This is a genomic window from Variovorax sp. RA8, assembly GCF_901827175.1.
Classification (GTDB): Bacteria; Pseudomonadota; Gammaproteobacteria; order Burkholderiales; family Burkholderiaceae_C; genus Variovorax.
On the sequence record NZ_LR594662.1, the window covers coordinates 4297048 to 4310759 of the forward strand.

The following is a 13712-nucleotide window of genomic DNA, read 5'->3' on the forward strand; positions in this document are numbered from 1 at the left end:
CATGGGCAGTGGATTCGGCGCTTCCGGCAAGCAGCTGGGATTGAAGGAACTGGTGGCGAAGGTGCCCGACGGCGCCTCGCTTGCGCTTGGCGGCAGCTTCCTGCACCGCGGGCCGTTCGCGTTCGTCCGCGAACTCATCAGGCAGGGCAAGACGGACCTGGAAATCATCAAGCAGTCGCCCGGCTATGACATCGACATCCTCTGCCGCGCCGGCGCCGTGAAGAAGGTGCGTGCGGGCATCGTGGCAATGGAAGGCAATTTCGGCCTGGCACCGTACTACCGCCGCGCCATCGAGACCGGCGCAGCAAGGCTCGAGGAGCATGCCTGTGCCAGCCTCACCGCAGGCCTGCGCGCTGCGGCCTTCGGCATTCCCTTCCAGCCCTGCGGCGGACTGCACGGCAGCGACATCCCTGCGCTGAACGGCTGGAAGTGCCTGGAAGACCCGTACGGCGCAGGGGGGCCCGTATGGGTGGTCCCGGCGATCCGTCCGGACTTCGCGGTGCTCCACGCGAGCGAGGTCGATGCGCAGGGCAACGTGCGCGTGGCCGGCACGCACCACTGGGACCGCATCATGAGCCGCGCTGCCGGCAGCGTGCTGGTGGTCGCCGAGAAGCTGGTCGACACCGCCGTCTTCACGGGCCAGCCGGAAGCGACCCTGGTACCGCACTTCATGGTCGAGGCCTTTGCCGTCGTGCCGCACGGCGCCTGGCCGGGCTCCTGCTGGCCGTCGTACGAGATCGACTATCCGGCGGTGGAGGCCTACCTGCCGCCAGGCGAGGACGTGCTCGCCGCGCACATGGCGAAGGCGCCCGAAGCGATGGAGGCAAGCCATGTCTGAATGGTCCGGCTTCTCCTTCATCGTCACGAATCTCGCGCGCTTCATCCGCCCCGACGAGATCACCTTCAGCGGTGTCAACTCGACCATGCCGATGCTGGCGTGCCTGCTCGCCAGGCGCGCCTACGACTTCGACTTCACCTACATCAACGTGGCCGGCGGCGTGGACCCGGTGCCCTCCAAGATTCCTCTGTCGAGCTCGGATCCCGTGCTGGCCGAGCAGTCCGCCTCCATCTTCGCGAACGAGGACTTCTACGACCTCTGCACCCGCGGCCGCATGGACCTCACCTTCCTGGGCGCCGCGCAGATCGACGGCGAGGGGTGTGCCAACAACTCCGTCATCGGCGACTGGCACCGGCCCAAGGTGCGGCTGCCGGGCGGCGGCGGGGGCGCCGTCATGCTCCCGACGGCGAAGCGCTCCTGCACCTGGCGCACCGAACATTCGAAGCGCACGCTGGTGGAGAAGCTCGACTTCCGCACCTCCTGGGGCGGGTTCCATGGCGTCGTGACGCCGATCGCCGTCTTCTTGAAGCGGGATGGGCGCCTCGCGCTGCAGTCTTGGCATCCCGAGGCCAGCCTGCAGGAAGTGCGGGAGCGCACCGGATTCGACTTCGACGCCACGGGTGCAGCTCCCGCCGCGCCGCCCACGCAGCGCGAGAGCGAAGCCTTGGCATCGCTGGACCCGGCAGGGCAGTTCGAACGCGATGCGGCGGTGAAGCTGCGATGAGCGAAGCGGCTGCAGCGCACCTGCTGGAGGTCTTCCAGGCAGGCTGGATCGATCCCTCCCGCGCATCGTCGCTCGCGCTGCAGGACGAGCGTCGCAGCTACACGTATGCCGAGCTCCACGAGGCGGTCGGCCGCTGCGCCGGCTGGCTGCACGGCGCCGGCGTACGCCATGGCGACCGGGTCGCGCTCGCCATGGGCCGCTCGGCCGAGCTCGCGATCTGCATCCTGGGAGTCATGGCGGCGGGCGCCTGCCCCTGTCCGCTGGAGCCGAGGCTGGGCGAGGAAGAAGCAAGGCGGCGTACCCAGGTCGCTGGCATTCGCTGGATCGTCGCGGATGCGGCGAACGCCGGCGAGGGCGAGGTCGCCGGCATTCCAACCGAGCACCGCCTCGCTTTCGAAGCGGTGCCGCGCAGCGCACCCTTCTGGACCCGCGATCTCGCGCCGGAAAGCGACGGCTTCCTGCTCTTCACCTCGGGCAGCAGCGGCAAGCCGAAAGGCGTGCTGCAGAACCACCGCGGCATGCTGACCAACGCGCTGGGCGTGATCCGCCACACCGGGCTGACGCCTGCCGACAGGCTGCTGCACATCATGCCGATGCACCACACGAACGGCGTGAACAACCAGTTGCTGGCACCGCTCGCGGCCGGCAGCGCCATCGTGCTGGCTCCCCGCTTCAAGGCGGAGCAGATGCCCGAGCTGATGGCCGCCGCGCAGCCGACGATCTTGACCGGCGTCCCGACGATGTTCGCGCGGATGCTGCCGCTGGACTTCCCGCCATCATCGCTCGCCTCGCTGCGCATGATGCGCTGTGGGTCCGCGCCGATCACGGAAGAACTGCACCGGCGCATCGAGGACAAGTTCGGCCTGCCGCTGGTGATTTCGTACGGCTTGTCCGAGGCGACCTGCACGTCGACGATGAATCCGCCAGAACGACGCAAGATCGGCTCCGTGGGCACGCCGCTTCAGGGCCAGTCGGCCTTCCTGCGCGGCGCGGACGGCGAACGGGTCGGCAAGCCCGGCGTGGATGGAGAGATCTGCATTTCCGGGCCGAGCCTCATGACGGGCTATCTCGTGGACGGCGGGAATGGCGTTGCGCAGTCGCCGGGTGGGGAGCTGCGCACCGGCGACCTGGGGCGCTTCGACGAAGACGGCTACCTGTTCATCACCGGACGTTTGAAGGACGTCATCATCCGCGGAGGCGAGAACCTCTCGCCCCACCTGATCGAGGAAGCGATTGCCGCAGTGCCCGGGGTGGCGGCCTGCTGTGTCGTGGGGACGGCCCACGCGGACCTGGGCGAAGTTCCCGTCGCGGTCATCGTGCGGCAGCACAGTCCCGAAGGTGCGCAGCTGGAAGGCGAAACGATCCGGCGCGCGGTGGCCGCGCGCCTGTCGCCGATCCACCAGCCGGCCGCGACGCACTTCGTCGAATCGCTGCCCGAGAACGGAACAGGCAAGGTCGACCGCCGCCGGGTGAAGGAGAACGTGGCCGCCCTGTGACCGGTGGGCCGAGAGGGCGCACCTTCCTTCTTGGCGAGGCCGGCGGAGCTGCTGAGAGTATATTCAGGCGCCCCGGCCGCCCCTGTTTCACCATGCCCAAGCTGCACACCACGTCCCGCCGCCCGCCTTCCCGCTCGGCACGGCCCGCACGCAGCGAAGGCGCAGACACGCGCGGCGACACGCTGGCGGACCAGGCATACCAGAAGCTGCGCCATGCACTGATGACCGGCGCCCTCCTGCCCGAGCAGGTGTTGACCGTGCGCGGCATGGCCGAGGATTTCGGAGTCAGCCTGACGCCCGTGCGCGAGGCGGTGCAGCGACTGGTCGTCGAACAGGGCCTCGAAGTGGTCAATGGGCGCATCATCCGCGTGCCGCGCCTGGGCATCGAGACCTACCGTGAGATCCTCAAGATCCGCATGGAACTCGAATGCCTCGCAGCCAAGGAGGCTGCGCCCCGCATCACGAACGAGGAGATCGAGCGGTTGGACGGCGTGATGCAGGCGCATCTCGCGGCGATCCAGGCGGGCGATGCGCACGAGACCTTGGTCCGGAACACGGATTTCCATCTTTCAATATATCGAGCTTCGGGCCAATCCATCCTGGTGCGGATCATCGAGGGGCTGTGGCTTCGTGTGGGGCCCACGCTCAACCTCCTGTTCCCTCAGTACTGCGGGAGCCTTACCGGCCACGAGACGCACCTGGTGGCCATGGACGCGCTGCGCCGCCGCGACGGCGACGCGCTCGGGCAGGCGATGCGCGACGACCTGACGCACGGCTCCCGATACCTGATCCGGCTGCTCAAACCTTGAGATTTGGCTCCTTGCGGGTTTTGGAGTATCTTGAATATATTCAAGCGCTCTAAACTCTTGGGCGTGCCGGCCGCAAGGCGGCTCCGCTCCCCTCCGCCATCCAGGAAAGGCCGTCCGAATGAAGCTCAACCTCTCTCGCCGCGAGTTCCACCTCACGGCCGCCCACATGTTGCTCGCATCGTCCGCGGGCAGCGCCCTCTTCGGTGCCACAACACCCGCGTTCGCCCAGTCGCGCTCGGTCAAGCTCGGCACATTCGGGGCCATCGACGCGCAGAACTACATCCGCGCGAAGAACATGTCGGCCAAGACATTCGGCGCAGGCGTCAGCAGCGATTTCGTGACCGTGCGCGCGGGCTCCGAGGTGATCTCGGCCATGGCCGGCGGTAGCCTGGACATGTGCAACATCGGCTCCAGCCCGATGATGGTGGGCTATGCGAACGGCTTGAAGGCTTCGATGGTGTACGTCTACAAGAACATCGTCGACAGCGAGTGCCTGGTGGTGCAGGGCGGCTCCGGCATCACGAGCGTGGCCGACCTCAAGGGCAAGAAGATCGGCCTGCCCTTCAACACCTCGGTGCATTTCGCGGCAGTGGCTGCGCTCAAGTTCGCGGGGCTGGGCCTCGGCGACGTGCAGCTCATCAACATGCGCGCCGACCAGATCGCCTCCGCCTGGCAGCGCCGCGAGATCGACGCGAGCTACATCTGGGTGCCCGTGCTGCCGCGCCTGACGCAGGACGGCGGCAAGATCATCTTCAAGACCGGCGATCTGAACCAGAAGAACCTGCTGATCTTCGACGGCCTGCTGGTGCGCGACGAGTTCAAGCAGAAGTCGCCGGACCTTGTGCTCGCCTTCCTCAAGGACTACGAGCAGATCGCGCGCAGCTTCAAGCAGGACCCGAAGGACGCGGTCGAGACCATGACCAGGTTCCTCAACGTCGACGAGGCCACTGTCATGCGCTCGCTCAACACCTTCTATCCCGTACCTGCCAGCGAGCAGCTCAGCAGCCGCTGGATGGGCAAACCGGGCGAGAAGGACACCGGCGTGCAGAAGACGCTGCAGACGCAGGCGCAATTCCTGCTCGAGTCCGGCCAGATCTCGGCGATGCCCAAGGACGTGGGCGGGCTCGTCGATTCGAGCTTCGTCGCCAAGATGGCCGGCTGACGAATGGCGAAGGCAGACCCCGACAAACGCTCTCCCAAGGTCCGCTTCGAACAGGTCAGCAAGCGCTTCGGCACGGGGGCCGATGCCGTGCAAGCTCTGGAGCCGATCTCGCTGGACATCGACGAAGGCGAATTCACCTGCCTGCTGGGGCCTTCGGGCTGCGGCAAGAGCACGCTGCTCAACATCCTGGCCGGCTTCGAGCAGCCGACCACCGGCCAGGCGCTGATGGACGCCCTGCCCGTGCGCGGACCCGATCCGCGGCGCGGCGTGGTGTTCCAGCAAGGCGCGCTCTTCACCTGGATGAGCGTGCGCGACAACGTGGCCTTCGGCCCCCTGGCCACCGGCAAGACGGGGGACGAAGCGGCGCGCATCGCCGCGCGGTACCTCGAGATGGTCGGGCTCACCGGCTTTGCCAAGCGCTACCCATACGAACTCTCCGGCGGCATGCAGCAGCGAGTGGGCATCGCCCGCGCGCTGGCGAACGACCCGGAGATCTTGCTGATGGACGAGCCCTTCGCCGCGCTCGATGCGCAGACGCGCGAACTGCTGCAGGAAGAAATCCGGCGCATCTGGCATGAGACCCGCAAGACCGTGCTGTGGATCACGCACAGCATCGACGAGGCGCTGTTCCTCGCCACGCACATCGTGGTGATGTCGGCGCGACCTGGCCGCATCAAGGCGAGCTTCCGCCCGCCGTTCGCGCAAAGCGCCGATCCGGCGGTGGTTGCGAGCCCGGAATTCGCGCGCATGAAGGCCGAGATCTTTGGCCTGCTGCGCGAGGAGGCCCTGACCGCCCAGCAGCAGGAAAGCAAGGAGCACACGCGATGAGCACCGCGGCATCCCCAGGGGCGCGCAAGGGCCGCTCGCGCTGGATCAATCTCGGCTCCTTCGCTGCGCTGCTGCTGCTGTGGTTTCTCATCACCGCGCCGCTGGTGGAGGGCAAGCCCCTCGTGGCGCCGTTGTTCCTGCCGTCGCCGGTCTCGGTCTGGCAGAGCTTCCTGCAGCTCATGCAGAACGGCTACCAGGGCAAGACGCTTGCGCACCACGTGGGCATCAGCCTCTTCCGGTTCGGGCTGGCCTTCGGGCTCACGGTGCTGGTCGCCGTGCCGCTGGGCCTGTGGATGGGCATGAACGAGACGGTCAAGGCCGTGCTGGACCCGCCGATCGAGATCTCGCGGCCCATGCCCAAGCTCGCGCTGCTGCCGCTGCTGATCATCTGGTTCGGCATCGGCGAGGTCGCGAAGATCGTGATCATCGTGCTGGCACTGTTCCCGATCCTCTCGATCAGCGCGATGCAGGCGGTGCGCGGCGTGGGCGTGCGCAAGGTCCAGGCCGCGATGGCGCTCGGCGCCTCGCGCAGCATGATCTTCCGCCGCGTGATCTTTCCCGCGAGCCTTCCCGGCATCTTCACCAGCATCCGCGTGAGCATCGGCATCGGCGTGACGATGCTGGTGGGCGCCGAGATGATCGCCACCAACGCGGGCATCGCCTACATGGCTATGTCGGCGTCGGATTTCCTGCTCACCAACGTCGTGATCGTCGGCGCCCTGATCATGGCCGTGCTGGGCTATGCGCTCGACCTGCTGGCGCGCGCGCTCGAGAACAAGGTCGTCCACTGGGGCGGCCGCGAAGGATGACGACAAGCATGCACACCCGACTCCCCGACCACGGCATCGCCTGGGACGAACTCAGGCGCCAGATGGAAGAGGCCGCCCGCCATGACGCCGACTGGCGCAACGGCCGCCTGCCGATGTTCATTCACTACGCCGGCGACGACGTGCTCGAGGTCGCCAAGAAGGCCTACCTGATGTTCTTCTCGGAGAACGGCCTGGGCCCGCGCGCCTTCGCCAGCCTCGACAAGTTCGAAAGAGAGGTCGTGGCCATGGGCCTTGGGCTGCTGCGCGGCGGGCCCGATGCCCGCGGTGCCATGACCACCGGCGGCACCGAGAGCATCTTCCTGGCGGTGAAATGCGCGCGCGACCGCGCTCTGGCAGCCCGCCCCGGCATGGGAAAGCCGCAGATCCTGATGCCTCGCAGCGCGCACCCGGCCTTCGACAAGGCCGCGCACTTCCTCGGGCTGGAGCCGGTGCGCACGCCCTTGGGCGAAGACTTCCGCGCCGACCTGGGCGCGATGCGCGCGGCGTTGACGCCCGACACCGCGATGGTCGTCGGCTCGGCGCCCGCCTTCCCGCACGGCGTGGTGGATCCCATTCCCGAGCTTGCCGCACTCGCGAGGGAACACGGCACCTGGATGCACGTGGACGCCTGCGTGGGCGGCTATTTCGCGCCGTTCGCGCGGGAACTCGGCGCCGACATCCCGGACTTCGATTTCGCGGTGGACGGCGTCACCTCGATCTCAGCCGACCTTCACAAGTACGGCTACACCGCCAAGGGCGCCTCCACGCTCTTCTTTGCCGACCCTGCTTCATTCGCGTTGATGGGCTACGCCTTCGACAACTGGCCGCGTGGCCAGTACTTCACGCACACCTTGGTGGGCACACGTGCCGGCGGCGCGATCGCTGCCGCCTGGGCCGTCATGAACTACCTGGGCAGGGACGGCTACCTGCGCGTCGCGCAGCGCGTGCTGAACACCAGGCGCGCCATGCAGGCAGGACTGGACGCACTGGGCCTGCCCACCATCGGCCGGCCGGAGCTGTCGATCTTCGCCTTCGGTTCGCCGCAGCGCGACATGGGCGCGATCGGCAGCGCAATGAGCGCGCGCGGATGGACCGTGGGCTACGTGAACGATCCACCCGGCATTCATCACATGCTCAACCTCACGCACGAACCGGTCGTGGGCCAGTATCTTTCGGACATGGCCGAGGTGCTGGCGGACCCCGCGACACAGGCCCGAGGCAGCTCCGGCGTGGTACCCGCACAGTATTGAGGCAGCCCGGCGGGGCGATCCGACGGGTCAGGTGAAGGAAGCGATCCAGTCCCAGACCCGCTCGGGGGCCTCGACCATCACGTTGTGGCCATGCGGCCCGAGGTCCGTGGCATCGGGATCGAGCGTACGGGTCTGCTCCAGCGTCACCAGCGCGTCATCGCGACCGCGGCCGAGGTGGACCGCGCAGCGAGCCAGGGCCGTCAATTCGGTCAGCGGCGGCTTGCCTACGCCATTGGCTCGAGGATCCATCGCGAGGCCCCATCCCTCGGTCTCGCGACGGACTCCCCGGGCGATGACAGGCGCCGCTGCGTCGGCGATACCGACAAGACCGGAGACCTTCAGGTATCGGTCCCATGCCTCTTCTTGCGTGGAAAAGCGCTTCGCGGGCTGGGATGCCAACGTCTCCATGCGGCGGACCTCATCGTCGCTCCACGCAACCTTGATGCCGGCGCCGAAGACGCGATGCGGCGCGACACCGAACCAGCCCGTGGCCAGGGCCAGCGCGATCACGCCGCCCAGCGAGTGGCCCACAACCACGAGCCGGCCTGCGGGATCGACATGCGGCAGCACGGCACACCCCACGGATGCGGCGTACTGCCCGATGGCATAGGAGTCCTGTCGATCGGATTGGCCGTGCCCGGGCAGGTCCAGGACCACCCAGCGGCCGGCCCAGCGAGCGTCGGCCGATGCGCACATGGGCGACCACACGGCCCCCGTCGCGCCCAGTCCGTGCAGCATGAGGAGCAGGTCCGGGCCCTGGCCGCCTTGTTCCATGTACATGTCCACCGCCTCCATCGCGTTCTCGATGGGGCGAGATTAACCGAGCGGTCCGGCCGAAGAAACGTACTGTGTCGGCTGCGTCCCGCAGATACAGAGGCGTACGCCATTTGCGCCGGACGGCCGGTGCGCCTCCGAAAATTCGGCATCGTCAACCAACACGGGAACATCATGAGGCTGCCACACATCGCCATTGCCACCTGGTTCGCAGCGCTTGCCATCACGTCGGCGCATGCTACGGACGCCGGCCGTCCCGCGGCAGTCATTCCGCTCGAGTCGGAACCGCCGCCCAGGCTGCTCGTGTACCCGGCGTTGGCAGAGCCCCTGGCACGAGGGGTCGTGATCGTCCAGCATCGGACCGAGAACATGCGGATCATTCCGATCTTCGGCAAGAGCGCTGCCGACGTATCGCCCCGGGTCGGCCACCTCCACGTGACCGTCGACGATCGGCCCGGCACCTGGGCTCACACCAGCAACGATCCCATCATCGTGGTCGGCCTGGAGCCGGGCATGCACAAGATGCTGATCGAACTGGCCGACCCCAACCACAAGATCGTCGCCAGTGAAACCATCGCGGTGACGGTTCCGGCGCGGCAGGCCACGAGTTCGCACACGCATCCGCACCATTGAAGGAGCGGGCGCCGACGTGCTGCCGAACGGTCAGAGCCCGGCGCACCCGCTGGTGCGCCTGGGCGAAGTGATGCCCGCAAGCCGGAACGACGCATCGATGCGGAATCGGGCGATCGACCGTTCAGGCGGTCTTGTTGCGGGCGGCCTTCCTCCGGCCCTCGGTCCGCGCAGCCTCCGCGGCGGCCGGCGAGGCACTGGCGGCGTTCGCCCGGTCGAGCCACAGCAGGGCATCGACATGCGACATGAACCGGTGGAGATACTCCGGCGACAACTCGCGCATCAAGGTGAGTGCGCGGTGCACGAGCTGGTGCGAATTGAGCGGGCCGGCGTTCTCCGGCACCGCCGCCAGCGACTGCGTGAGCCGCCGGTCGGCACTGAGCCGGGACCAGGTGCTCCTGAAGTAGCCGAGCGTCTTCAGCTCGCCAGGTGCTGCAGAGAGGCCGGGCGCGGGCTCTTCCCCTTGGGACGCCGCGTGCCGGGCGATGTGGTCGAGCAGACCCGCAAGCGGTCCCGGATCAGGTGGGTCTTGCTGCTTCGCGGTAGCCGCGGGAACCGGCGCGCCCCGCCTCTTCTCGACGTCCTCGCCATACGCCGCCAGCAACTGCACAAGCTTGTCGTCCAGGATGCGCCGCGCATCGCCGTGGTGGGCGGCCGCGCGCCGGGCCAGCGCCTCGATGAAGCGGAAGCGCACGGGATCGAGCCGGTGATCGCCGCGCTCGCGCCAGGCATCGAGGGTCGCGCCAGGGTCGATGGGCGAAGCCTCGGACGCCACGCCGCTTCCCGATGTCCCGCCGCTAGTCACGGGGCTTCGCGTTTGCGCCGGGCTGCCGGGGGGTCGGCGCCATTTCCACGCGCCGGTTCCTGGACCGCCCTTGCGCATCGGCGTTCGACGCCACGGCCTGCTCCGAACCGAAGGCTGCGGCAAAGACCGAGGCCGATGGAATGCCCTCCTCGATCAGCGCCCGGGTCACGGTCAAGGCCCGCTGGGCGGAGAGCTCCCAGTTGTCGGCGAAGCGGCGGTTGCCGTCGCGCAACTGCCGGTCGTCCGTGAAGCCGCTCACCATCAGGACTTCGTCGCGGGCCTGGAGATAAGTGGCCAGGGGTGTGCTGAGGCTCTTCAGCAGCTGCCGGCCCTCGGGCTGCAGTTCCGCGGAGCTGGAGTCGAACAGCACGCTGCCGCTGATGCCGATGCGCCCGTTGCTCAGCGTCACCCGGCCGGCCGCCAGCGGGACCGCCAGGGCCTTTTCGAGAGCCTGCAGGCGCTGTGCCTGCGCCTCGCGCTTCTTGATCTCGGCCTGGAGCTGGGTCGAGAGTTCCAGCTGCATGCCGATGGCAAACACGAGGATCAGCACGAAGGCGCCCAGCAACGCCGACATCAGGTCGCCGAAGACCGCCCAGACCGGCACGCTCGGCTCCAGGCCGGCGTCGAGCTCCTCGCGCATCACGCTTCGCTGCCCACGGCTGCCCGGCTGGCGGCGAGCTGATGCAGGTCCTCGACGATCTGCTTCTGCGACATGATGCTCAGATCGATGACCTCCCTCGCCTGCGCCACGTAGTAGGCCAGTTGCTCGTCGCTGCGCGCGATGGACTTGCCGAGCGTGCCCTCGATGCGCTGGAGGTGGGCCACCAGCTTGTCGTTCGACTGGCTGAAGAGCTGCACGGCCAGCCCGAAGGCTTCGCCCAGGCTCGCCACCTCGACGGCGCTGCCGGTGAGCTGGGCCGCAACCTCGGCCATCTTCCCGGCTTCCGACTCGACCCGCTCGGTGAAGCGGGTGCCGACGCGGTCCAGCAGGTCCGCCGATGCGCCGACCAGCGCGTCGATGGCCGAGCGCTGCTCGGCGGAGGCATGGTTCACCGCGTCGAGCAGGGTCGCCAGCGTTTCCAGGATGCGGCCGCGTTCCTCCAGCATCGCGTTGTCGCGCGCCATGCCTTCGGAAAGCTTCTGGCGCAGCTCGCCGATGACCTCGGCCGCGGCGCGCGGGGCTTCCGAGGCGGCTTGCACGAGCTGCGAGATCTCGGCGATCGTGCGGCTCGCCTGTGCTTCGGTCCGCTCGGAGATGTCGCGGGCGGTCTCGGCCAGGGTCGCGCAGATCGCCTGCTGCTGGCCCTCGGCGCGAGCGCCTGCCTGCTGCCATTCCTGCTGCAGCGACACGGCCATGGCCTGTAGTGCCTCCGTCCAGGCTGCCAGGCGTTGCTCGTCGCGCGAGGCCACCTCCGCCTGCAGCGCCACATGCGCCTGGTCCACCGTGCGCAGCAACGAAGCCGAGTGTTGTTCGAAGGTCGCCGCGGCCGCCGACAGGGCCTGGTGCGTGTCGCCCGACAGCCGCTCGCTGGCGCGCTCGTGCTGCGCGAGCGCATCGCGCCAGCTCGCCGACACGCTGTCGACCGTGGTCTCGAGACGGTCGGAGACGCCCTCCACCAAGGAGGCCGAACGCTGCTCGAAGGTCTGGGCGAACTGGTCGAACGTGCCGCGCAGATCCTGGGACAGCGCCTCGCTGTCGCGGCGATGCCCGGCGAGTGCCTCCTGCCAGAGCTCGGCCATCGTGGTGGTGGAAGTTTCGAGGCGGGTCGACAGGCCGTCCAGCTGCCGCTGCACGCTGTGCTCGATGGTGCCGTGCAGCGCGGCCGCCTCGCGCGCGATCGAGGCCATGGCGGCTTCGACGACGGGTTGGAAGGTGGCGCCGGCCACGCGGGCGCTTTCGGTGAGGCTTTCGTTCAGCGACCGGCCGACGGCCGAAGCGAGTTCGGCATACGCCGCCTCGGCCTTGCCGTGGAAGCTGTCCTGGCTGGAGATCAGGCGCTCGCTCAAGGCCTGGCTCTGCCGTTCCATCATCGTCATCATGGCCTGCAGCCGGTCGACCAGTTCGGGCATGCCCTGGACCTGTTGCTGCAGCAGCTTGAAGGACTCCTCGCGCTGATGGGCCCGCGACCAGGGGCGCAAGGAGGTCGCGATCCTCGTGTCGAGCATCTGTCCGGCCTGCAGGCGCTCGCGCCGGTACAAGGCGGAGGCAAGGCCCAGCATTGCGGACGCGGCCACGCCCGCCACCGAGGTGCCGAAGGCCAGCCCCAGTCCCTTCACCGGAGCGGACAGGGAGGAGCGGATGGCCTGCAGGTCGGTCGCGCCCTCCAGCGCTGCGCCGGTGCCGTTCAGCGTGACGACCATGCCCAGGAAGGTGCCCAGCATGCCCAGCAGCACCAGCAGCCCGGCGAGGTACGGCGTCAGGGCCGGGCCGGGCAGGCCGACGCGCTCGCCCTCGATGCGCAGGCGCACCGCGTTGCGCAGGGAAGGATGCAACTGCTCGAGCCATTGGCCCAGGCTTGGAGGCGCATCGGGCAGGTCCGCCACGGCCCGTTCCAGGGTGGAGGTGGCCTGGTGGAAGCGGTGCAGCTCCAGCGCGCCCATGAGGTAGAACGCGCCGACGAGCACGGTGATCGCCAGCGCCAGCGGACTCGAGCCGATGTACCCGGCGCCGACCCAGCAAACGGCGGCCAGCCCCACGAAGAAAACGAAGTAATGAAGTGATCTGTTCATGAGCTCTTGCGAAGGGTTTCGAGCAGCCCTTCGACCGGTTCCAATCGAATATCCAGTTCGGCGAGCAGCACGACTCGCATGTCCTTGCGGAACACGTCCTGCCACGCCACCTGCGGCGCTCCGTCCTCGGGCTCGCCCGGCACCGCCTGGTGCGCCTGGCGCAAACGCCTGAAATGCTTTTCCAGCAGTCCTGGCACGGTCGAGAGCAGTCTGTACTCCTGCGCGCTCAGGGCCTGCTCCATCACGGCGTCCACGGCCGCGAGCTGCGCCATGGCCGGCGACCGGGCCGCCAGGCTCGCCCGCAGGCGCTCGCGCAAGGGGCCGATGGCCATCTCCATCGTCTGCTGCCTGGCGAGGTAGCGCCTGCGGTAAGGCGAGAAGTCGGCAGCGGTGTCCGGGTGCTCCTTCTCGGCGGCCAGGGCGCTGTCGTCGTCGGCAATGGCCTTCGCCAGCACGCCCCGCAGGCGAATGCATTCGTCTTCCTCGCTGCTGCCCCGAGTGACGCGCGCGCTCGCCGGCACCGCTGGCGGACTCGCGTTCAACGCCCCGGAGAGCGAGATGGCATCGGTCCAGCCGAGCCAGTGGCTCAGCCGATCCGCGAAGGCATGCCTGGGCTCGGGAACATCGATGTCGGTCAATCGAGCGAGCAAGCGAATGAGCGCCGAGCCGGTAAAACCTGTGCGCCTTGACACTTGCACCATACCGCCGGTGAAAAACCGGGCAGTCTACACCGGCCGCCCCGCCGGGCCGGACCGGGAGGCGCCGCAGGGCGCCATCGGTCGGCTCCGCCAGGCCGTTCGGCCGGCGTCGGATTTGGATGACACCGCGCCGGCCGCGCCAAGCGCATTGTCGAGTCC

General features: G+C 68.4%; 14 protein-coding genes. 9 read left to right on the plus strand and 5 right to left on the minus strand.

Annotation, left to right across the window (positions count from 1 at the left end):
* Position 1 precedes the first annotated feature (1 nt).
* The 8 genes from E5P3_RS20080 to E5P3_RS20115 all read left to right on the plus strand — a co-directional run bounded on the left by E5P3_RS20080 (position 2) and on the right by E5P3_RS20115 (position 7916).
* Complete coding sequence (locus E5P3_RS20080; RefSeq protein WP_162587580.1) at positions 2-838, plus strand: CoA transferase subunit A; 837 nt, start codon at positions 2-4, stop codon at positions 836-838.
* On the plus strand, positions 831-1562 hold the full coding sequence (locus E5P3_RS20085) for a CoA-transferase subunit beta (RefSeq protein ID WP_162587581.1): 732 nt from the start codon (positions 831-833) through the stop codon (positions 1560-1562). Before E5P3_RS20080 ends, E5P3_RS20085 begins: the two co-directional genes overlap by 8 nt.
* Positions 1559-3058 (plus strand): class I adenylate-forming enzyme family protein, encoded by a 1500-nt coding sequence (locus E5P3_RS20090; RefSeq protein ID WP_162587582.1) that lies wholly within the window; start codon positions 1559-1561, stop codon positions 3056-3058. The genes E5P3_RS20085 and E5P3_RS20090 overlap by 4 nt, the downstream gene beginning before the upstream one ends.
* 92 nt (positions 3059-3150) lie before the next feature.
* Positions 3151-3867: a GntR family transcriptional regulator gene (locus E5P3_RS20095; RefSeq protein WP_162587583.1), complete on the plus strand. Its 717-nt coding sequence runs from the start codon at positions 3151-3153 to the stop codon at positions 3865-3867.
* A gap of 118 nt (positions 3868-3985) precedes the next feature.
* Complete coding sequence (locus E5P3_RS20100) at positions 3986-5029, plus strand: taurine ABC transporter substrate-binding protein (protein WP_162587584.1); 1044 nt, start codon at positions 3986-3988, stop codon at positions 5027-5029.
* Positions 5030-5032: 3 nt separating this feature from the next.
* The gene (locus E5P3_RS20105; RefSeq protein WP_162587585.1) at positions 5033-5857 is read left to right on the plus strand and encodes an ABC transporter ATP-binding protein; all 825 of its coding nucleotides are present in this window, start codon (positions 5033-5035) and stop codon (positions 5855-5857) included.
* The gene (locus E5P3_RS20110; protein WP_162587586.1) at positions 5854-6666 is read left to right on the plus strand and encodes an ABC transporter permease; all 813 of its coding nucleotides are present in this window, start codon (positions 5854-5856) and stop codon (positions 6664-6666) included. The genes E5P3_RS20105 and E5P3_RS20110 overlap by 4 nt, the downstream gene beginning before the upstream one ends.
* Positions 6667-6674: 8 nt before the next feature.
* Positions 6675-7916 carry a pyridoxal phosphate-dependent decarboxylase family protein gene (locus E5P3_RS20115; RefSeq protein ID WP_162587587.1) on the plus strand — a complete coding sequence of 414 codons (1242 nt, stop codon included), beginning with the start codon at positions 6675-6677 and terminating at the stop codon, positions 7914-7916.
* A 27-nt stretch (positions 7917-7943) separates the two neighbouring features.
* Here the strand turns inward: E5P3_RS20115 and E5P3_RS20120 are convergent, their stop codons facing one another.
* Positions 7944-8696, minus strand: coding sequence for an alpha/beta fold hydrolase (locus tag E5P3_RS20120; protein WP_162587588.1), 753 nt, complete (start codon positions 8694-8696; stop codon positions 7944-7946).
* A 168-nt stretch (positions 8697-8864) separates the two neighbouring features.
* On the opposite strand from E5P3_RS20120, the gene E5P3_RS20125 reads away from it, so the two are divergent.
* Positions 8865-9323 (plus strand): DUF6130 family protein, encoded by a 459-nt coding sequence (locus E5P3_RS20125; protein ID WP_162587589.1) that lies wholly within the window; start codon positions 8865-8867, stop codon positions 9321-9323.
* A 121-nt stretch (positions 9324-9444) separates the two neighbouring features.
* On the opposite strand, the gene E5P3_RS20130 is transcribed toward E5P3_RS20125, so the two are convergent.
* Genes E5P3_RS20130 through E5P3_RS20145 form a run of 4 tightly spaced genes read right to left on the minus strand, consistent with a single transcriptional unit; the run spans position 9445 to position 13556 of the window.
* A complete protein-coding gene (locus E5P3_RS20130) occupies positions 9445-10095 on the minus strand; it encodes a DUF2894 domain-containing protein (protein ID WP_232073215.1) in 651 nt (216 codons plus the stop codon).
* 22 nt (positions 10096-10117) lie between these two features.
* A complete protein-coding gene (locus tag E5P3_RS20135) occupies positions 10118-10765 on the minus strand; it encodes an OmpA family protein (RefSeq protein ID WP_162587591.1) in 648 nt (215 codons plus the stop codon).
* Positions 10765-12855, minus strand: coding sequence for a DUF802 domain-containing protein (locus E5P3_RS20140; RefSeq protein WP_162587592.1), 2091 nt, complete (start codon positions 12853-12855; stop codon positions 10765-10767). Before E5P3_RS20140 ends, E5P3_RS20135 begins: the two co-directional genes overlap by 1 nt.
* Positions 12852-13556 carry a DUF3348 domain-containing protein gene (locus E5P3_RS20145; RefSeq protein WP_162587593.1) on the minus strand — a complete coding sequence of 235 codons (705 nt, stop codon included), beginning with the start codon at positions 13554-13556 and terminating at the stop codon, positions 12852-12854. The genes E5P3_RS20140 and E5P3_RS20145 overlap by 4 nt, the downstream gene beginning before the upstream one ends.
* Positions 13557-13712 lie beyond the last annotated feature (156 nt).